Source organism: Acetobacter papayae JCM 25143 (assembly GCF_000613285.1).
In the GTDB taxonomy this organism is placed as follows: domain Bacteria; phylum Pseudomonadota; class Alphaproteobacteria; order Acetobacterales; family Acetobacteraceae; genus Acetobacter; species Acetobacter papayae.
The window spans coordinates 1-20901 of the sequence record NZ_BAIN01000028.1; the positions used below are offsets into that span (position 1 = coordinate 1).

The following is a 20901-nucleotide window of genomic DNA, read 5'->3' on the forward strand; positions in this document are numbered from 1 at the left end:
CCGGGCCGCGTCCGGGTATGGCCTCGGGGGCATTTGCGCGCAAACCCACCGGCGGGGCTATTCCGCTCGTGGGGCTGGGGGCCGGGGTTGCGGTGCATTATGCCGCCTGCTGTCATCCTTTGCCGGGTGATCGGATCGTAGGGGTTGTGGCTACGGGCAAGGGGGTGACCATTCACACCCGCTCCTGCCAGACGCTGGAAAATTTTGCCGCGACCCCTGAGCGCTTTCTCGATGTGGACTGGGATTACGATGCCATGGCCCGCACCGGCAATGCCGGGCCGATGCGCGTCGGGCGTGTCAGTATCGTGGCGGAAAACGAGCCTTCAGTGCTGGCGGCCATCACCAACGCCATTTCCCGTGGGGATGCCGCTACGGTCAACCTCAAGATCGTTAACCGGCAACTGGATTTCATGGAAATCCTGATGGATGTGGAAGTCCGCGATCTGCGGCATCTGTCTTCCGTTATCGCGGCGCTGCGTGCGGTCTCGGGCATTACGCAGGTGGACAGGGCGCGTTCATGAGCCTGATTGCTGTGGGCGTCGATCTGTGTGACATGCGGCGCATAGAACGGATGATTGCCCGTTTTGGTCAGCGTTTTCTGGAGCGTGTTTTTACGGCTCAGGAACGCGCATGGGCTGAAAAGCGTTACGGGCAGGCCAGAATTGGCACATATGCAAAACGCTGGGCGGCCAAGGAGGCCTGCGCCAAGGCGCTGGTACGGGCTTTGCCCAAGGTGTCACGCATGCGCAGATCGGGGTTGAAAACCTGCCGGGGGGGCAGCCGGTGCTCTGCCTGTCCGGTGCGGCGGCCCTGCGGCTGGAGCAGATTACGCCGCCGGGCAATACGGCCCGGCTGGCGCTCAGCCTGACGGATGAGGTGCCCTACGCCTTTGCGCAGGTTTTTATCTCGGCTGTGGCGGGTTGACACAACCGGGTGCGCGCGGCTTGATCCGCCAGAATTTCTTTTTACGGCAACAAAGACAAAAAGCGGGCAGGGCGGAAGCAGGATGAATACACAGGATCACTCTTCGGCCCGGTCTGAACAGCCGGTCGGCATGTGGCAGAGCCTGTTCGAATATGTGCGCACGTTTTTCACGGTTGTTGTGGTCGTGCTTGTTGTCAGAACCCTGTTGTTTGAATCGTTCGTGATTCCCTCAGGTTCCATGATCCCGACCCTGCAGGTGGGGGACTATATCTGGGTTTCCAAATATACGTACGGATATTCCCGTTTTTCCCTGCCGTTCTCGCCAGACCTGTTTAACGGGCGTATCTGGGGTGGCACGCCGCACCGGGGCGATGTGGTGGTGTTCCGCTTTACCAAGGATACCTCGGTTGACTACGTCAAACGGGTAATCGGTCTGCCGGGTGACCATATCCGCGTGACCGATGGCCAGCTTTACCTGAACGATACCGCTGTGCCGTGCGATAACCCGCACCCCTATATTGCCCATGATGAAACCGATACGAGCATGGCGGGCGAGGCCTGCACGGAAAAACTGCCTTCCAGCATTCGCGGGGATGGCCCGGTCAGCCATGAAATTCTCAAGCTGACTGATGAAGGGCCGCAGAATAACACGCCTGATTACGTGGTACCGCCGGGCTATTTCTTTGCCATGGGCGATAACCGTGATGACAGCGCGGATAGCCGCTTCATGGGTGACGGGCCGAAGGATCTCGGTTTTGTGCCGATGGAAAACCTTGTGGGCCGGGCGCAGCGCGTTTTCTTCTCTGTTTCGGCTGATTATCCGCTGTGGCAGGTCTGGCACTGGCCGCAGGAAATCCGTTGGGGCCGGCTGATGCAGGGTATCCAGTGACCATGGCTGAACCACAGGGTGGCGCGCGTGTTTTGCAGGCGCGGCTGGGTTATACATTTGTCAATGAGTCCCTGCTGAACGAAGCGCTGACGCATCGCTCGGCTGTTAACCAGAAAACGAACGGTCGCAGGCGCGTACAGGCCAAGGGGGCGGGCTCCAACGAGCGGCTTGAGTTCATTGGTGATCGTGTTCTGGGGTTGCTGATGGCCGAATGGCTGCTGGAGCGTTATCCGGGAGAGCAGGAAGGTGCGCTTGGCTCGCGACTGGCTCATCTGGTTTCGCGCAAGACACTGGCGGATATTGCCGAGCGGATCGATATGTCCGCAGCCCTGACTGTGGCAGCGCATGAGGCCAAGGCTGGCGTGCGCACCGCCGCCAACGTGCTGGCCGATGCGGTGGAGGCAGTGCTTGGCGCGGTGTTTCTTGATGGTGGGCTCGATCCTGCGCGCCAGATCGTGCGCCAGTGCTGGAAGCCCGAGCTGGATGCGCAGGCGCGCCCCCCCAAGGACCCCAAGACGGCCTTGCAGGAATGGGTTCTGGGGCGTGGGCAAGCACTGCCTGTTTATGAAACGATCGGGGCGGATGGACCGTCCCATGCGCCGCTGTTTGTCGTCAGGGTGACGGCAAGCGGTCTGGCGGGAGAAGGGCGGGCAGGCAACAAGCGCGCGGCGGAAAGTTCTGCTGCCGCTGCCCTGCTGGCAAAACTGGAAGGCAAGCCAAATGGCTGAGGCTCGGAATATGGCGGATACGACACGCTGCGGCTTTGCAGCACTGGTGGGAGCCCCCAATGCGGGTAAATCCACTTTGCTGAACCGTATGGCGGGTGCCAAGCTGTCCATTGTTTCTCCCAAGGCGCAGACAACGCGCTTTCGGGTGTTGGGCATTCTCATGCGTGGCACAACGCAGATCCTGCTGGTGGATACACCCGGTATTTTCCGCCCGCGCCGCAAGCTTGACCGGGCCATGGTGGCCGCTGCTTGGACGGGTGCCGAGGATGCGGACATCACGCTGCTGCTGGTGGATGCGCGCTCGGGTCTGAACGAAGCGGTGAGCGAGATTGTGGATCGGCTGGCTACGACCAAGCGCCGTGTCTGGTTGGTGCTGAACAAGACCGATCTTGTCTCTCCCGGTGCGCTGCTGCCCTTGACGGCGGCCATTACGGAACGGCTGCCGGTTGAGCATGTGTTTATGGTCAGTGCTCGCACGGGCAACGGGGTGGATGACCTTCTGGACCAGCTGGCGGGCGCTCTGCCGCCGGGGCCGTATCTCTATCCCGAGGACGACCTGACAGACCTGCCCGACCGCCTGCTGGCGGCAGAACTGGTGCGCGAGCAGATTTTTATGCAGACGCATGAGGAAGTGCCCTATGGCGCAACGGCGGAAACCGAAAGCTATACGGAGCGCCCTGACGGGTCGGTGCGGATCGATGTCACGATTTACGTGGCGCGTGCGGGCCACAAGGCGATCCTGATTGGGGATGGCGGGCAGAGAATCCGCCAGATTGGTGAGCGCGCGCGCAAGCAGCTCGGGTCTCTGCTTGAACGCCCCTGCCATCTGTTCCTGAACGTCAAGGAACGCTCAGGCTGGGATGAAGAGCGTGCACGCCTGAGAGCTATCGGGCTGGATGACGTGCCGTAAAAGCCACCAGTGTGGCCTGAACGCTTGTGGCCATGCGCCATGAGGGATAAGAGAGGGCAACCCTGATACGTGGCCCGCACGGGTGCGTTCGGGGTCTGTTGCGGACTGCTTGCTTGTTGAGGGCCAATGACTGCTTGTGCTGGCGAAACGCCGAACCGCAAACGTGTACTGCTCAAGGTTTCGGGTGAAGCGCTGATGGGCGGTGGCGCCTTCGGTGTGGATCAGAAAACCGTTGAGCGCATTGCCCAGGACATCGCCCATGTTGTGCGCGGTGGAACCGAGGTCTGCCTTGTGGTGGGCGGTGGCAATATTTTCCGCGGCGTTGCGGCTGCGGCCAAGGGTATGGACCGCGCGCAGGGTGACTATGCTGGCATGCTGGCCACGGTCATCAACGCGCTGCTGCTCCAGAACGCGCTTGAGCGTGAACAGATTCCCACCCGCGTGATGTCAGCTATTCAGATGTCCTCTGTGGCTGAGCCGTATATCCGCCGCCGGGCAGTGCGTCATATGGAAAAAGGGCGCGTGGTTATTTTTGCCGCGGGCACGGGTAATCCGTTCTTTACCACGGATACGGCTGCGGCCCTGCGTGCGGCGGAAATGGAATGCAATGTCCTGCTCAAGGGTACGCAGGTTGATGGCGTCTATTCCGCCGACCCCAAGCGTGATCCGTCCGCCGTGCGCTATGATGAGCTGACCTACCTGAATGTGCTGGCCAACCAGCTTAACGTCATGGATGCGGCCGCCATCAGCCTCGCGCGGGAAAACAATCTGCCGATTATTGTTTTCAATATCGGAGAAGAAGGTTCGTTTGCCCGCGTCATGCGCGGCGAAGGGCCCTTTACCCGGATTGTCGAGACAGCATGAATGATCACCGCGTTATGCGGTGCGATGAACAGGATATGACCGTGGCGCGCACAGCGCCACACTGTGCAAGGTAACGGGAGAGAAACCGCCGTGTCTGACTTGAATGCCCTGATGGATGATCTGACGCGCCGTATGGATGGCGCACTTGAAAGCCTGCGGCGTGATTTTTCCGGCCTGCGTTCAGGGCGAGCCAGCCCGGCACTTCTCGAGCCCGTGCGGGTCGAGGCTTATGGCGGCGAAGTGCCGCTGACACAGGTGGCTTCGATTGCCGTGCCCGAAGCGCGCATGATTACCGTGCAGGTATGGGACAGGGTGCTGGCCGGTGCGGTTGAACGCGCCATCCGTGATGCGGGTCTGGGGCTGAACCCGGCGGGCGAAGGGCAGACCATCCGCGTGCCCATTCCGCAGTTGACCGAAGAGCGCCGTAACGAACTGGCCAAGGCCGCTGCCCGCTATGCGGAAGGGGCCAAGGTAGCCGTGCGCGGCGTGCGGCGCGATGGCATGGATAAGTCCAAGGGTTTTGAGAAAAAAGGTGAAATCAGCCAGGACGATATCAAGACCTGGTCGGACGCCATTCAGAAACTTACTGATCAGTATGTTAAAAAAATTGATGACATGGTGAGTGAAAAAGACAAGGAAATCAAACAGGTCTGATCTGGCGGGCTGTTCCGTCGATAAAACCGGTTTTTGGGGCCCTTCTTGCTATGTCGTCTGGTGTGGCTGAAAAGAACATGTCTGTTCCAACGCATGTCGCCATCATCATGGATGGAAACGGGCGTTGGGCACGCGAACGTGGGCTGCCACATCTTGCAGGGCACAAGGCCGGGGCAGAGGCTGTGGCACGGTGCGTGCGTGCAGCCATGCAGCGTGGGGTGCCGTATCTGACACTCTACGCCTTTTCGTCAGAAAACTGGTCGCGTGGGCCGCAGGAAGTTTCCGACCTGACCAGCCTACTGCGTTATTATCTGCGCCATAAGGTCCGCGAACTGCACGCAAAAGGCGTGCGGCTGCGCTTTATTGGTGAACTCGATCGTTTTGAGTCCAGCCTGCGGCATGAGCTTGACCGTGCTGAAGCCATGACCCGTGACAATACAGGCATGGTGCTACTGCTGGCGCTCTCCTATGGCGGGCGGTGCGATATCGTGCAGTCCGCCCGTGCGCTGGCGCGTGCGGTAAAAGCAGGTGCGCTGGCACCTGATGATATTACCGATGCATGGTGGCCAACCATCTGTGGACGCATGGTGTGCCCGACCCCGATGTGGTGGTGCGCACCAGCGGGGAATACAGGCTCTCCAATTTTCTGCTGTGGCAGAGTGCGTATGCCGAACTGGTGTTTCTGGATGTGTACTGGCCCGACTTTACCGAAGGGCATTTTTCTACAGTGCTAGATGTTTACGCGCGGCGCGAACGCCGCTTTGGTAGCCGCCCGGTGGCCTCCGTATGACAGGGGGCAATACCGCACAGGCTGGCCAGTCTGCTTGGCGTGATCTGCGGCCCCGCCTGATTTCAGGAATTGTGCTGGTTGCTGTGGCGTCTCTCTGCATTGGCTTTGGCGGGTGGCTTTATGGCCTGCTGATTATTGCCGGCATGGCAGGCATGGCGGTTGAGGCGGCAGGACTGTTCGGCCTGCCGGTGCGGCACTGGCGCGGCGGGCTTTATGTGGCCTGGGCTGTGTGTGCAGGGTTTTCTGCCGCGAGCGGGCACTGGGCATCGTTTGTTCTGTTCTGTCTGCTGTCATTTGTTTTTGGCGGCCCGCTTTGGGCTCTTATGTGCGTGCTCGTGCTGGCGGGTACGGCTCTGCTGTGGTTGCGGCAGGGCGGGGTTTGGCCTGTTGTGTTCGTAGTGGCGGTTGTGGTGGCCAGTGACAGCACGGCCTATGCTGTAGGGCGCATGGTAGGCGGCCCCAAGCTGGCACCGCGTATCTCGCCCGGTAAAACCCGCTCGGGTGCCGTGGGTGGGTTGCTGGGGGCCATGGGGGTTGGGGCTCTGGTTGCGGCCTGCTCAGGTGCTGGCGGAGTTATGGGCGGCCTGCTCTGGGGTGGTCTGCTGGGTCTGGCTGCCCAGAGTGGCGACCTTGCCGAAAGTGCGATGAAGCGGGCTCTAAACGTCAAGGATTCCGGCACGCTCCTGCCGGGGCATGGTGGACTGCTTGACCGTTTTGATGGGCTTGCAGCCGCGGCGCCTTTGGCTGCGGGGCTTGCTGCCTGTGCGGGTGGATCCGGTGCCTTCTGGTTGGCGGGCCTGCACAATATTCTGGGCGGCATACTCCGTTTCCTGCCCGGCTAGGCGTAGTTGCGGTCTGCCCTGTGCGGCCGTGTTGAGTTTTGTCCTGTGCGGCGTATCCTGTCCGCCGCCGCAGGGTTTGAGTGTTTGCAGGATGGAAGACAAAGCATGAAAACCGTAACCGTTCTGGGTAGTACCGGTAGCATTGGCTGTTCCACGGTCGATCTTCTTGAACAGGCGCGTGACCAGTACAGGGTGCGGGCGCTGGTGGGCGGGAAAAATGCCGCGAAGCTGGCAGAACAGGCGCTGAGCCTGCGGGCGGAACTGGCGGTGCTGACAGATGAGGCCGCAGCGGAAGACCTGCGTGGCCTGCTGGCGGGGAGCGGTATCCGGGTTGCCGGTGGGCGTCAGGCGGTCATAGAGGCTGCGGCGGAGCCGGTGGACTGGACCATGGCCGCCATTACTGGTGCGGCCGGGCTGGAGCCGACACTGGCCGCCGTGCGCAATGGTGGCAGCATTGCCCTTGCCAATAAGGAAGCCCTCGTTTGCGCGGGTGATGTCATGCTGCGGGCTGTGCGGGAAGCCGGGGCGACATTGCTGCCGGTCGATTCCGAACACAACGCGGTGTTCCAAGCCATGGCCGACCGGCAGGCTGATCAAGTCGCTAAAATCGTGCTGACAGCTTCTGGCGGGCCGTTCCGTAACGCGACGCTGGAAGAAATGCGCGGGGCAACCCGTGCGCAGGCGCTCAAGCACCCGACATGGAGCATGGGGGCCAAGATCAGCATTGATTCGGCCACCATGTTCAACAAGGGGCTGGAAGTGATCGAAGCCGCCCGGATATTCGACCTGCCAGAGGAACGGATCGAGGTGCTGGTGCACCCGCAATCCGTCGTGCACGGCATGGTGCAGTATACCGATGGCAGCCTGATCGCTCAGATGGGTTCGGCGGATATGCGTATTCCCATCGCCCATGCACTGGCATGGCCGCAGCGTATGGCCACCACCTCCAACTGGCTTGATCTGGCCGCGTTTGGAACGCTCGAATTCTTCACGCCTGATGAGGTGCGTTTCCCGGCGTTGCGTCTTGCGCGTCAGGCTCTGCGGCAGGGTGGGGCGGCTCCGGCTATCCTGTCTGCTGCCAATGAGGTGGCGGTTGAAGCTTTCCTGTCCGAGCGGATTGGTTTTCTCGATATCGCGCGCATGGTAGAAGAGGTCATGGGCACGCTCGGTGTTCCCCCGGCGGATACGCTCGAAGCGGTTCTCCACTGGGATATGCAGGCCCGCAAAGCGGCGGAACAACTGGTTCTGACTTGCGCCGCTTGAGAAAAATCCTTTCAGGCCCGATAACGGAGGCATGATGCTACACGATTATCTGCGTACATTGGTTTCCTTCGTTTTCGTGCTGGGCGTGCTGGTTACCATTCATGAACTCGGCCATTACCTCGCGGCTCGCTGGCGCGGAGTGCATGTCGAGGTTTTTTCGCTGGGTTTTGGCCCGGCTCTGTTCAAATGGCGCGACCGTACAGGCACAGAATGGCGGGTCTGTCCCGTGCCGCTGGGCGGCTATGTGCGGCCCCATGGTTTTGAAGACCCTGAAGACGCGACCGAAGAACAGAAAGCCGCCTGGATTCCGGGTCGCACTTTCCATGACAAGTCGGTGGGTTCGCGGGCTATCGTCATTCTGGCCGGGCCTGTTTTCAATTTCCTGCTGGCTTTTGTGCTGTTTACGCTGCTGTTCGCTACAGCGGGTGAGCCGCATGTGCGTGACGAGGTCGCTTCCGTTCAGTCTGGTAGTGCGGCAGCCGTAGCCGGCGTGCAGCAGGGCGATGTCATTACCCGCGTTGGCGCGCGTGATGTCCACGGTGTGGAAGATATTCTGGGTGAGGTAACCGGGCGCGCGGGTGTCCAGACAACCGTTACCGTGCGCCGTCAGGGGCAGGATATGGTTCTGCCTGTAACGATCGGCTCCGTTTCGGATTCGGCTGGCGCCCCTGCACATGGCCAGCTGGGCGTGACATTTGCTGTGGATGGCGGCAAGCCGCAGTCCCTGCCTCAGGCGGTGGTGTCGGGTGCGAAAGCCACATGGAATACGACAGTAAGGAGCTTGCAGGCGTGTGGCAGATTCTGAGCGGGCAGCATTCCGCAAAGGAAATGGGCGGTCCGCTCAAGATCGCACAACTGTCCGGGCAGGTTGCTCAGTATGGCTTTGCCAGCCTGCTTTCATTCATGGCGCTGCTGTCTGTTAATCTCGGGTTGATCAATCTCTTTCCCGTACCGCTTCTTGATGGTGGACGTCTGGTTTTTTATGCCATAGAGGCAATAAGGGGCCGTCCTGTTTCCAAGCGGGTGCAGGAGATCAGTTTTCAGGCTGGTTTTGCGGTGTTGGCTGGGTTGTTTCTGTTCTCGACATTTAACGACTTGTCAGGCTTTGGCCTGTTCAGGTGGATTGCATCGCTCGCGGGCTGAAACGCCGCCGCAGCGGAAAGAGAAAGTCTTGCGTGACAAGGGTAATTTCGGATACGTCCCTTGCGGGCGGGAAAATGCAGGAGAGAGGGCTTCGTGCTGAGAACGATCTGGATGGCTGGAGGCAGATCTTGAAGGGTAAACGGTCTGCCCTGTTCCTTTCTGTCTGTATGCTGCCACTTGTCATGGTCGCAACACGCAAGGCTGGTGCTGCTCCGCATCGCTCAATGGCGACGCAGGGCGCTGGTTCACGACATGCTGCCGCAGGAAATGCGGCCGCCCGTGCTGCTGATGGCATCATTGAGGATATTCGCGTGTCCGGAAACACGCGTATCGAAACCAGCACGATCCTGTCCTACATGGTGGTCAGGCCGGGTGATCCGTTCTCTCAGGATGATCTGGATCGCTCGCTCAAGACCCTGTACGCTACAGGTCTGTTCAGTGATGTGACGTTGCGCCGCGAAGGGAATGACCTGCTGGTGCGGGTTAAGGAAAACCCCGTCGTCAACCGCATCGTGTTCGAGGGTAATCACGCCGCCAAGGATGAGGACCTCCACAAGGTTCTGACCCTCAAGCCGCGCGCTGTGTTTTCGGCTGAAACTACGGCGGATGACCGGCAGCACATCCTGCAGGTTTATGCCCAGAAGGCACGTTTTTCTGCAGTGGTAACGCCGCAGATCGTCCGCCTCGCGCATAACCGGGTCGATGTGGTTTTCAAGATCAATGAAGGCCCGCAGACCATGATCCGCAAGATTGCGTTCGTGGGGAACAAGGCGTTCAGCGAATCGCAACTGGCCAGCGTGGTGTCCTCCAAGGAAAGTGCTTGGTATCATTTCCTTGGTTCGTCGGATGAGTACAATCCTGATCGCGTGAAATACGATGCTGAACTGCTGCGTCGTTTTTACCTGCGTAACGGGTATGTGGATTTTCAGGTGAAAGACATGAAGGGCGAACTGTCGTCCGATCGGAAGTCTTTCTACGTCACCTTCACGGTAGATGAAGGTGTCCGCTACCGTCTGGGTAAGGTGGATATCCGCTCTAGCCTCCGTCATGTGCCGGCTGAATCGATGCGTAAGCATGTCGAGTTGTTCGCGCATCAGTGGTACGATGGTAAGGCCGTTCAGGATAACGCTACCGATATGGAGGAACTGCTCCAGTCCGAAGGGCACCCCTTCGCGCAGGTGCATCCCGAGATTGCGCGTAACCCTGAAAAGCGGATCATCAACCTTCTGTTCGATATCAGCGAAGGGCCGCGTCGTTATATCGAGCGTATCGATATCAACGGCAACACCATCACGCAGGATCATGTGGTGCGTGCGCAGCTTCCCTTTGCAGAAGGCGATCCCTACAGCGCCAGCTACAAGAAATACGCCAAGGAAAGCGTGCAGAATCTCGGCTTCTTCAAAAGTGCCGATATCAAGGACACGCCCGGTAGTGCGCCTGACCGCGTTAACGTTGCGGTGGATGTGGTGGAAAAGCCGACCGGCGAATTTTCGCTCGGTGGCGGTTACTCGACCGACGTGGGCGTAATCGGCAACGTGGGCCTCAAGCAGCATAACCTGCTGGGTTCGGGTGTCGATGCGGGTATTTCCGGCACGCTGTCGCTGTGGCAGCAGCAGGCCGATATCTCGATCACCAATCCGTCCTTCATGGGGCGTAACCTCGTGGTTGGCGCGGATATCTTCTTTATCGAGAATAATTACCAGACGTACCAGAACTACTCTGAAGGGCGTTACGGTATTACCCTGCGTATGGGGTATTCCTATAACCGCTATCTTTCACAGTCCTGGAACTACAGCCTGATCCGCCGCTGGGTGAACGATGCCTGGAGCGAGGCTTCTTGGTATATTCTTGACCAGCAGGGCGCATCGCTGCTGTCGCAGCTCAGCACCACGGTCATGTATGATCGCCGTGATAACCGCATGGCGCCGCATCGGGGTTACTATATCTCCGCAGGTGGCGATTTCGCTGGGATCGGGGGTGATGAAGATTACGTGCGCGGCAAGATCAACGGTGCGTATTACATACCTCTGGATGATCTGACCAATAGCCATGACTGGACGCTTTCCTTCCGCGGTGGTGCGGGCTGGATGGCCGACTGGGGTAACGGTCGCCGCGACGTGATCGATAACTTCTATCTGGGCGGTAACAACCTGCGCGGCTTCCTGGACGGTGGTGCCGGACCGCGTAGTGTTGGTAGCCGTACCGGGCATGCTTCGGAAGATCTGCTGGGCGGTCGTTTCATGTATAACGCCTCCGCCCAGCTTTCGTTCCCGCTGCCATTCGTTGCCAGCATGGGGCTTGGCGGGCGTATCTTTACGGATATGGGCTCGGTTGCCGGTGTGCGTGTCAGGACATTGTATACGGATCCGGCCACGGCAGGGTCGCGCTATACACCTATCAGCGGCGACATGGTTTCGCCCCGCGTTAGTGCGGGTGCGGGTGTGTCATGGAAAAGCCCGTTTGGTCTGCTCAATATCGATCTGGGTGTGCCGCTTATCCGCAGCTACAATGACCGTACGCAGCTTCTGCGTTTTGGGTTCGGCCAGCAATTCTGAGGTAATAATGCACGTGCGTACTAAAGCAGCCCTGTTTGGGGCGGTTTGTCTGTCTGTTTTGGCCTCGGTTACCCCTGTCGCTCATGCGGAAGGTGGGGAAGGCTGGTTTGTGCCCAAGGCCAGCCAGCCTGCGGTTCCGCCCCAGCATGCGGCCACGCATCGTGCAGCCCCCCCGCCGGTAGCGTTGCCGGCTCCTCCTTCCGATAGCCAGGAAGCTGATCAGACACCGCCGGTTCTGCCACAGCCCAATATTCCTGACGCGCCCGAAATCGCCAAGGAAGCTCCCCCGCCGACAACCGTTATCGGTGTTATCAGTGTGGGTGGCGTTATGCGGCAGTCCACGGCGGCCATGCAGGTCGAGCATATTCTGGGTGCGCGCCGCGATGCGCTGGCGCAGGATCTGCAGAAAGAACAGGCTTCATGGCGTGATGAGCAGCAGAGCCTTCAGGCTCAGGCGAAATCGCTCTCCTCTGACCAGATCCAGAGCCGTGAGCGCGCGCTGCAGGCTCGGGTCATGAAAGCGCAGCGTGATTTCCGCAACCGCAACCGTATCATTCAGGAAGCGGCTCAGGTTTCTCTGGGGCAGATCGAGCGTGAACTGGTGCAGGTGATCCAGAAAGTCGCTTCCGCTCATGGCATGAACCTCGTGCTGCATAGCGAGCAGGTTGCCCTGCATGTGGACGGTCAGGATATCACCAACGAAGTGGCGGTAAATCTCAACAAGATCCTGCCTTCGGTCTTCATCCCCGCCGCGAACGAAGATCCCGAGCAGTTGGCCAAGTCCGGCAAGATGCCGACAACCGCCGATACCACGCAGTCCGTTGTGCGTACTGGCCCTGCACCCGTTGTGCAGCCTACAGCCGGAACGCCCTGAGCATGACGGCCGGAAAGGAGACATCCGGCCCGGCGGACCCTCGCTTTTTTACGCGCGCGGGTCCTTTCGGGGCGGAACAACTGGCACAGGCCGCTGGTGCAGAACTGGTTCCGGCCAAGGATGCTCAGGCACGCGAGCGTAGTTATGCCGGTATTGCGCCTTACAGGGGGCTGGGCCTGCCGATGTCAGCTTTCTGGATAACCGGCGTTACGCGCCGCTGCTGGAACAGACACGCGCCGGACTGGTTATCGTAGCCCCGGCATTTGTGGATAAGGTGCCAGCGGGGTGCGCCGCACTGGTTACGGCTTCGCCCTATCTGGCATGGTCGCGCGTGGCGCGCCTGTTCCACCCGCAGACTCCAGCAAACCCCGGTATTCATGCGCTGGCCTGTGTCGATCCTTCGGCCAATATTGCGGCAGAAGCTGAAATCGGGCCTTTCGCGGTTGTGGGCGCGCGGGCCGAGATTGGCCCCGGCTGTGTTGTTGGTGCGCATGCGGTAATCGGGCAGGGTGTGCGGCTGGGGCGTGACTGCCGGATTGGCAATCACGTCAGCATATCGCATGCGCTGCTGGGTGAGCGGGTGATTATCCTGCCCGGTGCCCGTATTGGTCAAGACGGTTTTGGTTTCGCGGTTGGCCCGGCAGGGTTTGAGACCATTCCGCAGCTTGGCAAGGTTATCCTCGAAAACGACGTGGAAATCGGTGCTAACAGCACTATTGACCGTGGCTCTGTCAGCGATACGGTGATCGGAGCAGGTTCACGTCTCGATAATCTGGTGCAGATCGGGCATAATGTGCAGATGGGACGCTGCTGCATTGTGGTGTCGCAGGCTGGTATTTCTGGCTCCACCGTGCTGGAGGACTATGTAACGGTTGCTGCTCAGGCCGGTCTTATCGGTCATATCCGTATTGGGGCCAAGGCGCGTATTGGCGCGCAGTGTGGTGTCATGTCGGATATCGAAGGCGGTGCGGATGTCATCGGCAGTCCGGCCATGCCGTTCCGGGAGTTTTTCCGTAACGTGGCCGTTCTGCGGAAGCTGGCAAAGAAAGCGTCTGGACCCGCTCAGGGCGAGACAGGCAAGGTATGAACAGAGGCCGGACTATATCTGGCGTAAAGGGTGGTCTAGGGGACGTGGAGACGAAACAAGAATCGCAGTGCGGCGTTCAGACGATTGATCGGATTGACGTGAACCGCATCATGCAGGCGATTCCACACAGATATCCTTTCCTTCTTATCGACCGGATGGAAGATATCGTCCTGGGTGTGAAAGCAACCGGGATCAAGAATGTCTCGGTAAACGAGCCGTTTTTCCCGGGGCACTTTCCGGGGCGGCCGGTCATGCCGGGCGTTCTCATCGTGGAAGCCATGGCCCAGACGGCTGCAACGCTTGTCGTGCTGACGCTGGGTGAAGCGTTCGAAGGTAAGCTGGTCTATTTCATGACCATCGAGGGTGCCAAGTTCCGTCGTCCGGTTGAACCGGGCGACCAGCTGCGTATCCATGTTACCAAGGAACGCCATCGCTCGAATGTCTGGAAATTCAAGGGCGAGGCTCATGTTGATGGTGTTGTGGTGGCTGAGGCCTCCTTCAGCGCCATGATTATGGCTGATTGCCTTCTGATTTCGGGCATGGGGCCGTGGTTTGCCTGTGCGGTAAAACCGTGCAAACTACGGCTATGGTACGCGACTTGCATCAAGTAAGTGGGTAGGAAATTAACGTGGTACACGTTGCAAAGGAAGCTAGGGCGACCGTTATCCACCCAACTGCGATTGTCGCATCAGGCGCTCAGGTGGGTGCCGGGGTGACCATTGGGCCATGGTGCTCGGTGGGGCCGGATGTCGTGATCGAGGACGGTGTGGAACTCATCTCCCATGTTGTGGTGGATGGTCATACCCGTCTGGGTGCTGCATCGCGGTATTTTCCTTTCTGCACTGTGGGCATGGCTCCGCAGGACCTCAAATACAAGGGTGAGCCGACACGGTGTGAGGTGGGTGCCCGTACGGTTGTGCGCGAGCATGTGACCATCCATCGTGGTACGGCCTCGGGGGCTGGTGTTACCCGTGTTGGTGCCGATGTGCTGATTATGGCCAATGCCCATGTCGCGCATGATTGCGAGATCGGTAACCGTGCCATTATCGTCAATAACGTGGTCATGGGTGGCCATGTGCATATTGGTGATGATGCCCGGATCATGGGTTCTGCTGCCATTCACCAGTTTGTCCGCATTGGTCATGCCGCACTTGTAGGGGGTGTGACTGGTGTGGAAGCCGATATCATTCCTTATGGCAGTGTGCTGGGTAATCGTGCGCGTCTGGTTGGGCTGCACTGGATCTGGCTGCGTCGCAACGGGGTGAAATCGGACGAAATTCACCGGATGCGGAAGGCTTTTCTGGCCCTGTATCCTAAAAATGGCGGTGACCAGCCGTTTGCTGCACGTCTTGAGGCGGTGCGGCAGGACTTCGCTCAGGATGGGCGTGTGCAGGAAATTCTTGCCTTTATCGATGCGCCAACCTGCCGTGGGCTTGTGCGTTCTGCTCGTGAGCAGGGACGCGGTCAGGATATGGAAAACGCGTGACAACGCCCGTGGGCGGCGTTGGTATTCTTGCCGGTGGCGGGCCATTGCCCGGTATGGTGGCGCGCTCTGTGGCGGCAGCCGGGCGGCCAGTATTTATTCTGGGTTTTGCGGGCTTTGCGGAGCCCGCCGTTATTGAGCCATGGCCCCATGAATATGTCCGGCTTGGTGCGGCTGGGCAAATGCTCTCGCTATTACGCCAGCATGGCTGCACCGATCTGGTGCTGATAGGCCCCATCAGGCGGCCATCCTTGCGCAGCCTCCGTCCCGATGCGGAAGGTGCCCGGATTCTGGCTCGGCTAGGGCGGGCGCTGTTCGCGGGAGACGATGGCCTGCTGGCCGCTCTTGTTCGTATTCTGGGTGAAGAAGGTTTTCATGTGCGCGGTGCGCATGAGTTTCTGGCACAGGCTGTTGTGGAGCAACCCGGTGTACTCGGGCGTGTAGAACCAGACGAACAGGCATTACGCGATATCCGGCAGGGAGTGCGGGTGGTTCAGGCTCTGGGGGGGCTGGATATCGGTCAGGGTTGCGTTGTGCAGAATGGCGTGGTGCTGGCCGTGGAAGCCATGGAAGGTACAGACCGCATGCTGGCGCGCGCGGGTGAGTGCCGCCAGCCGGGTGAGGGCGGGGTGCTGGTCAAGCTGCTCAAGCCCGGTCAGGAAAAACGAGCCGATATGCCCGCGATTGGTCCGGTTACGGTGCGCAACGCTCATGAGGCGGGTTTGCGCGGCATTGCGTTTGAAGCTGGCCACACCCTGCTGATGGATCGCGATGCCTGTGTGGAAGCGGCGGATCGGCTGGGGCTGTTTATGCTGGCCGTTACCCCGGAACCGGATCATGGGCAGTTCACGCTGTAAACGCTCATACAAGGGAGAAAATCACCATGCCCAGCTATCTGCATACTATGGTGCGTGTCCGTGATCTGGATACGAGTCTGGCATTTTACCGGTTGCTCGGCCTGCGCGAACTGCGCCGCCGCGAGGTGCCGGAAGGCCGTTACACATTGGTTTTCATCGGTTTTGCTGACAATGCCGCCGGGCAGGCCGAAATTGAACTGACCTATAACTGGGGGCAGGACGATGGCTATGCGATCGGCACCGGATTCGGGCATTTTGCTCTGGGCGTGCCTGATGTCGCGGCTACGGTAGAGGTCGTGCGGACCGGGGGCGGCAAGGTTACGCGTGAGGCCGGGCCTGTTCAGTTCGGCACCACCGTCATCGCGTTTGTGGAAGACCCCGATGGCTACAAGGTGGAACTGATCCAGCGGCCTGACTGAATGTTTCGGCACTGAGTCTTTTGGCTTGCAGGTGTTTGTCATGCGCGCAGTGGCGCGCATGACGGGGTTTTAGTCCGCGCGTGGTGGCTGTTGTTTCAGCCGGGCGGTCAGGCGGTCGAGACAATCATTAATGGTCGTGCCAGCCTTGCTGACCTGCGGGTCGGGGCTGAGCGAGAGCTGCTCCGCCGCCAGCATGGCCGGGCTGACAATACCCCGGATGTCATGCCGTAGTTTTGGGTCCGGGTCGCGGGGGAGAGCCGGTGTGGGGGCTGGCGCTGGTACGTGGTTTGTTCTCGCGCGCAGGCTCAGCCACGCACCCAGAACTGCGCCACCGATCAGGGGAAACAGTGCCGCGGGCAGGGAAAGCCCTAGCAGGGCACCGAGCAGCCCCCCCATGACAGGAAGGCAGAAAGCCAGCACGATGGCCCGTGCCGCGGAAGAGAAAAAGGTCATGCCAGTCCGGCCCTGATAAGGAAGTAGGGAAGGAACGCAAGACGACTCTGCGCCCTCCATTGACGTTCCCTTATCTGAACTCTATAAGCCGCCTCTTCAAGAGGGTGGTGCTCCGGCGGCCACTGGCAAAGCATATCTGATTCTTAGAACGAAGGGAGCGCCACCATGAAGCGCACTTATCAACCGTCCCGGCTGGTCCGCAAGCGTCGTCACGGCTTTCGTAGCCGTATGGCTACCGTAGGCGGCCGCAAGGTCATTGCCAACCGTCGTAGCAAGGGCCGTAAGCGTCTTTCCGCTTAAGTTCCGGTCTTGATCGACGGTTCCTGCGGAGCGGAACAGGCTCAGCCTGTTCCCGAGCGTTCCGGCAGGCTTAAAAAAAGGAAGGAATTCCTTTTTCTGGCGGCACGTGGACGCAAAGCCCCGGTATCGGGGCTGGTGCTCCAGCTTGTCCGCAGGACCGATACCGGGGCCGCCCGGATAGGGTTTACGGTAACCAAAAAGGTCGGCAACGCGGTGGTGCGTAACCGGGTTCGGCGCAGGCTGCGCGAGGTTGTGCGCAATGTTGAGCGTGACACCCCGCTCAATGGCCTTGATCTGGTTCTGATAGGCCGCGCGGCAACCCAGACCCGCCCGTTCGACGCCCTTGTGTCTGACTTCCGCAAGGCGCTAAGCTCTGCCAGAAAGATGGCTAGACCCCCGATAGGCATGGCGGGGCGCTTGAGCATGATGGATAGGGTCTTATGGATACAAGACGTCTGATACTGGCAACTCTTCTGTCAGCGGCGGTGCTCTTCGGGTTTGAGTATTTTTTCCCGCAAGCACAGCAGCAGACTGCCAGCGTACCCCCTCCCGCTGTAACGCAGTCGGTGGACAAGTCGTCCACTGCCGCAGCCCCGTCTGCTGATGGCAAGGCTGAGGCAGAGCATGCGGATGCGCAGGAAGCCGCGGCCAATGATGCCACGGCCCGGGTTGCCATTAATGCTCCTGCCGTCATGGGCAGCATCAACCTGCGCGGTGCGCGGCTTGATGACCTGCTGCTCAAGCAGTACCGCGAAACCGTCAAGCCAGACAGCCCGGATGTGCGCGTGCTCAGCCCTGTGGCTTCCGACCGTGCGGACTTTGTGGATTTTGGCTGGCGTGCGGCACCTGATACACAGGTGCGCCTGCCCGATAGCCAGAGCCTGTGGCAGGCCTCCGGCACCACGCTGGATGACAAGCACCCGCTGACCCTGAGCTGGGATAACGGTCAGGGCCTGACGTTTGAAGTGCAGATCGCGGTCGATCAGGACTTCATGTTCACGCTGACGCAGCGTGTGCATAACGCTACGGCTCAGGCTGTAACGCTGTATCCGTTCTATCGGGTCAACCGTGGGTATACACCGGAAGAAACCGGGGGCATGCTGGTGCATGAAGGCCCCATTTCCGTGGTGGATGGACGCCTGAACGAAGGTTCCTACAAATCCGTGCGCACGGGCGGTACGCCGCCGGATGATATTTCGTGGAGCCATCAGGCACGGGCGGCTGGGCCGGTATTACCGATAAATATTGGCTGATGGCGGTTCTGCCTGACCAGACAGCGTCTGTCGTGGGCAGCTATGGCTGGCAGCCGACAAAGGGGCAGTATCAGGTGGGCTTTACCGGGGCTACCCCCGTTGTGGTGGCTCCGGGTGCGACGTCTTCCTCGCTGGCGCATGTCTTCGCCGGTGCCAAGGAAGTGCGTCTGCTTGATCGCTACGAAACCCAGCTGCATGTGCCCATGTTCTGGAAAGCGGTCGATTTTGGCTGGCTGTCTTTCCTGACGCGCCCGGTCTTTTTCGTGCTTGATCTGCTGTATCAGCAGTTCGGCAGCTTTGGCTGGGCCCTTCTGATCTTTACCGTGATCGTAAAGGTCGTGTTCCTGCCGCTGACCATCAAGCAGATGCGCATGACCTGGAAGATGGCGCGCCTGAAACCGCAGGTGGATGCGATCCGCGCGCGGCACAAGGACGACCCGATGGCGCTACAGCAGAATATCATGATGCTGTATCGCAAGGAGAACGTGAGCATGTTCGGCGGTTTCCTGCCGCTGTTCATTCAGGCTCCGGTGTTCTGGTGCCTCTACAAAGACCTGTATGTGACCATTGAAATGCGTCATGCAGGCTTTGTGGGCTGGGTGAAGGATCTTTCGGCGCCTGACCCCACCAACGTGTTCAACCTGTTCGGTCTGATTCCTTTTGACCCCACACAGATCATGCCGTTCCTTGTGCTGGGTGCATGGCCCATCATGTATGGTGCCACACTGTTCCTGATGCAGAAGGTCAGCTCCAGCGCCAGCAACATGGACCCTGCCCAGCAGAAGGTCATGATGTTCATCCCGCTGCTGTTTACCTTCTTCATGGCGCGGCAGCCGGTGGGTCTGGTGATCTATTACTGCTGGAGCAACATTCTTACAGCGTTGCAGCAGGTTATCATCATGGGGCGCCTGCGCGCGGCTGACGCCAAACCGCAACTGGTGCAGAAAAAATGACAACCGGGCCTACCACCTTCAGGGAACTGAAGAATGACATCGACATTGCCGCCGCCCTAGAACAGGGGCGGCGGCTTTTTGCCGGTTCATGTGATTTTGTGTTTGGTGCGCAGAAGCTGGGGCAGCTTCCGCCGCTCACCCTGCCGGAAATCGCGTTTGCCGGGCGCTCCAATGTGGGTAAGTCCAGTCTGGTCAATGCCCTGACGGGGCGCAAGACACTTGCGCGCGCTTCTTCCGAGCCGGGCCGCACCAAGCAGCTCAATTTCTTTGATCTGGCCGGGCGGCTCATGCTGGTGGACATGCCGGGCTATGGCTATGCCCGCGCTGCCAAGTCGATCAAGGAAGACTGGCAGGACATGATGTTCGACTACCTGCGCGGCCGTCCGGTGCTGCGCCGGGTCGTGCTCCTGCTTGATGCGCGGGTGGAGCTTAAAACCCATGACCGTGAGGTTATGGACATGCTCGACCGTGCGGCTGTCAGTTTTCAGGTGGTGCTGACCAAGTGTGACAGTGTCAAACCCGGCCCGCTTGCGCGCAAGCAGGAAGAGGTGCAGGCGGTTGTTGCCAAACATCCGGCGGCTTTCCCGTATCTGACACTGACAAGCAGCCAGACCGGGCTGGGTATGGAAGCGCTCAGGGCCGAACTTGCGGAATTTGCTCTGCCGTGAGCAGAGTGGCCGACAGACGACGAACAGGACTGCAGAACATGACCGAACCTCAGGTTCCTACCTCCGGTCTTCAGCTTGACGCGGCACAGGAGGCCGCCGTTCTGGCGGGTGCGCTGCCCTATCTGCGCCGCTATGCGGGCGATACCATTGTGGTCAAATACGGCGGCCACGCCATGGGTAACCGCGATCTGGCCCAGACCTTCGGGCGGGATATAGCCCTGCTCAAGCTGATTGGCATCAATCCCGTGGTGGTGCATGGCGGTGGGCCGCAGATCAACCAGATGCTCAAGCGGCTGGATATTCCTTCCACCTTTGTCGATGGCCTGCGCGTGACCGACGCCAATATGGTGGATGTGATCGAGATGGTGCTGGCCGGTTCCGTCAACAAGGAAGTGGCGGAGCTGATCTGTGCGGCTGGTGCACTGGCGGTAGGGATTTCGGGCAAGGACGGTAAGATGATTACCGCCCGCAAGCTCAAGCGGACGGTGCGCGATACGGATAGCGAGATCGAGCGCGTGCTGGATCTGGGCTTTGTGGGCGAGCCGGTCAAGGTGGACCCGCGCGTGATTTATGCGCTGTCGGGTTCGGGCCTTATTCCGGTCATCGCGCCCGTGGGTCTGGGTGAAGATGGCGCGACCTATAACATCAATGCAGATACCGCAGCCGGCGCCGTAGCCGGGGCCGTGCATGCCACGCGCCTGCTGATGCTTACGGATGTAGCTGGCGTTCTGGATGCTCAGGGCAAGCTCATTCCCGAACTCAGCGCAACCGAGGCCCGCAAGGCTATTGAGGATGGGGTTATTACCGGCGGGATGATCCCCAAGGTGGAAACCTGTATCGAAGCGGTGCAGGCCGGGGCGAGGGCGGCTGTCATTATCGACGGGCGTATTCCCCATGCCTGCCTGCTCGAACTGTTTACGGCATCGGGTTCCGGCACCCTGATCCGCGCTGACTAAAGGGGCGGCCTCGGCGGCCCCTTTATCTGGCGATCT

At 59.9% G+C, this 20901-nt stretch carries 18 protein-coding genes and 6 pseudogenes; 23 read left to right on the top strand and 1 reads right to left on the bottom strand.

The genetic code is table 11. The features are described from left to right. The 18 genes and pseudogenes from JCM25143_RS18020 to gloA form a co-directional block, all read left to right on the top strand. A partial coding sequence (locus JCM25143_RS18020; RefSeq protein WP_035370779.1) for an ACT domain-containing protein occupies positions 1-521 on the top strand: 521 nt, incomplete at its 5' end. Further along, a pseudogene (acpS, locus tag JCM25143_RS21455) lies at positions 518-924 on the top strand (holo-ACP synthase). The gene JCM25143_RS18020 and the pseudogene acpS, both read left to right, overlap by 4 nt. 82 nt (positions 925-1006) lie before the next feature. Continuing rightward, positions 1007-1813, top strand: a complete 807-nt coding sequence (gene lepB, locus JCM25143_RS08275) for a signal peptidase I (RefSeq protein WP_025860741.1) — start codon at positions 1007-1009, stop codon at positions 1811-1813. Positions 1814-1815: 2 nt separating this feature from the next. Further along, on the top strand, positions 1816-2541 hold the full coding sequence (rnc, locus tag JCM25143_RS08280) for a ribonuclease III (protein ID WP_025860742.1): 726 nt from the start codon (positions 1816-1818) through the stop codon (positions 2539-2541). A gap of 10 nt (positions 2542-2551) precedes the next feature. Further along, on the top strand, positions 2552-3451 hold the full coding sequence (era, locus tag JCM25143_RS08285; RefSeq protein ID WP_025860743.1) for a GTPase Era: 900 nt from the start codon (positions 2552-2554) through the stop codon (positions 3449-3451). Between the two features lie 126 nt (positions 3452-3577). Further along, complete coding sequence (gene pyrH, locus JCM25143_RS08290; RefSeq protein WP_025860744.1) at positions 3578-4315, top strand: UMP kinase; 738 nt, start codon at positions 3578-3580, stop codon at positions 4313-4315. A 111-nt stretch (positions 4316-4426) separates the two neighbouring features. Further along, positions 4427-4969 (top strand): ribosome recycling factor, encoded by a 543-nt coding sequence (gene frr / locus JCM25143_RS08295; protein WP_035370783.1) that lies wholly within the window; start codon positions 4427-4429, stop codon positions 4967-4969. Between the two features lie 50 nt (positions 4970-5019). Beyond that, positions 5020-5759: pseudogene (gene uppS, locus JCM25143_RS18025) on the top strand (polyprenyl diphosphate synthase). Further along, positions 5756-6601, top strand: a complete 846-nt coding sequence (locus tag JCM25143_RS08305; RefSeq protein WP_035370785.1) for a phosphatidate cytidylyltransferase — start codon at positions 5756-5758, stop codon at positions 6599-6601. Before uppS ends, JCM25143_RS08305 begins: the two are co-directional and overlap by 4 nt. 105 nt (positions 6602-6706) lie before the next feature. Beyond that, on the top strand, positions 6707-7864 hold the full coding sequence (gene dxr / locus JCM25143_RS08310) for a 1-deoxy-D-xylulose-5-phosphate reductoisomerase (RefSeq protein WP_025860747.1): 1158 nt from the start codon (positions 6707-6709) through the stop codon (positions 7862-7864). 31 nt (positions 7865-7895) lie between these two features. Then, positions 7896-9007, top strand: a pseudogene (gene rseP / locus JCM25143_RS18030) (RIP metalloprotease RseP). 74 nt (positions 9008-9081) lie between these two features. Further along, positions 9082-11562 (top strand): outer membrane protein assembly factor BamA, encoded by a 2481-nt coding sequence (gene bamA / locus JCM25143_RS08320; protein WP_051543096.1) that lies wholly within the window; start codon positions 9082-9084, stop codon positions 11560-11562. A 7-nt stretch (positions 11563-11569) separates the two neighbouring features. Then, positions 11570-12436, top strand: a complete 867-nt coding sequence (locus tag JCM25143_RS08325; protein ID WP_408735032.1) for an OmpH family outer membrane protein — start codon at positions 11570-11572, stop codon at positions 12434-12436. Positions 12437-12438: 2 nt separating this feature from the next. Further along, a pseudogene (gene lpxD / locus JCM25143_RS18035) lies at positions 12439-13523 on the top strand (UDP-3-O-(3-hydroxymyristoyl)glucosamine N-acyltransferase). After that, positions 13520-14038 (top strand): annotated as a pseudogene (gene fabZ / locus JCM25143_RS08335) (3-hydroxyacyl-ACP dehydratase FabZ); the annotation flags it as partial. The pseudogenes lpxD and fabZ, both read left to right, overlap by 4 nt. Positions 14039-14151: 113 nt before the next feature. Continuing rightward, positions 14152-15009, top strand: coding sequence for an acyl-ACP--UDP-N-acetylglucosamine O-acyltransferase (gene lpxA, locus JCM25143_RS08340; RefSeq protein WP_025860752.1), 858 nt, complete (start codon positions 14152-14154; stop codon positions 15007-15009). Next, the gene (locus JCM25143_RS08345) at positions 15006-15863 is read left to right on the top strand and encodes an LpxI family protein (protein ID WP_025860753.1); all 858 of its coding nucleotides are present in this window, start codon (positions 15006-15008) and stop codon (positions 15861-15863) included. Before lpxA ends, JCM25143_RS08345 begins: the two co-directional genes overlap by 4 nt. A 26-nt stretch (positions 15864-15889) precedes the next feature. Then, positions 15890-16282: a lactoylglutathione lyase gene (gene gloA / locus JCM25143_RS08350; protein ID WP_025860755.1), complete on the top strand. Its 393-nt coding sequence runs from the start codon at positions 15890-15892 to the stop codon at positions 16280-16282. A gap of 69 nt (positions 16283-16351) precedes the next feature. Here gloA and JCM25143_RS08355 read toward each other — a convergent pair whose 3' ends face one another. Beyond that, positions 16352-16735, bottom strand: coding sequence for a hypothetical protein (locus JCM25143_RS08355; protein WP_025860757.1), 384 nt, complete (start codon positions 16733-16735; stop codon positions 16352-16354). A gap of 165 nt (positions 16736-16900) precedes the next feature. Between JCM25143_RS08355 and rpmH the strand changes: the two genes are divergently transcribed. The 5 genes and pseudogenes from rpmH to argB all read left to right on the top strand — a co-directional run bounded on the left by rpmH (position 16901) and on the right by argB (position 20865). After that, entirely contained in the window at positions 16901-17035 is a 135-nt protein-coding gene (rpmH, locus tag JCM25143_RS21460; RefSeq protein WP_081773530.1) for a 50S ribosomal protein L34, read from the top strand. A 12-nt stretch (positions 17036-17047) separates the two neighbouring features. Next, positions 17048-17494 carry a ribonuclease P protein component gene (gene rnpA / locus JCM25143_RS18040; protein ID WP_025860758.1) on the top strand — a complete coding sequence of 149 codons (447 nt, stop codon included), beginning with the start codon at positions 17048-17050 and terminating at the stop codon, positions 17492-17494. Further along, a pseudogene (gene yidC, locus JCM25143_RS25400) lies at positions 17476-19241 on the top strand (membrane protein insertase YidC). Before rnpA ends, yidC begins: the two are co-directional and overlap by 19 nt. Beyond that, positions 19238-19909 carry a ribosome biogenesis GTP-binding protein YihA/YsxC gene (gene yihA, locus JCM25143_RS18050; RefSeq protein ID WP_035370789.1) on the top strand — a complete coding sequence of 224 codons (672 nt, stop codon included), beginning with the start codon at positions 19238-19240 and terminating at the stop codon, positions 19907-19909. The pseudogene yidC and the gene yihA overlap by 4 nt, the downstream one beginning before the upstream one ends. A 38-nt stretch (positions 19910-19947) precedes the next feature. After that, positions 19948-20865: an acetylglutamate kinase gene (gene argB / locus JCM25143_RS08375; protein ID WP_025860760.1), complete on the top strand. Its 918-nt coding sequence runs from the start codon at positions 19948-19950 to the stop codon at positions 20863-20865. Positions 20866-20901 lie beyond the last annotated feature (36 nt).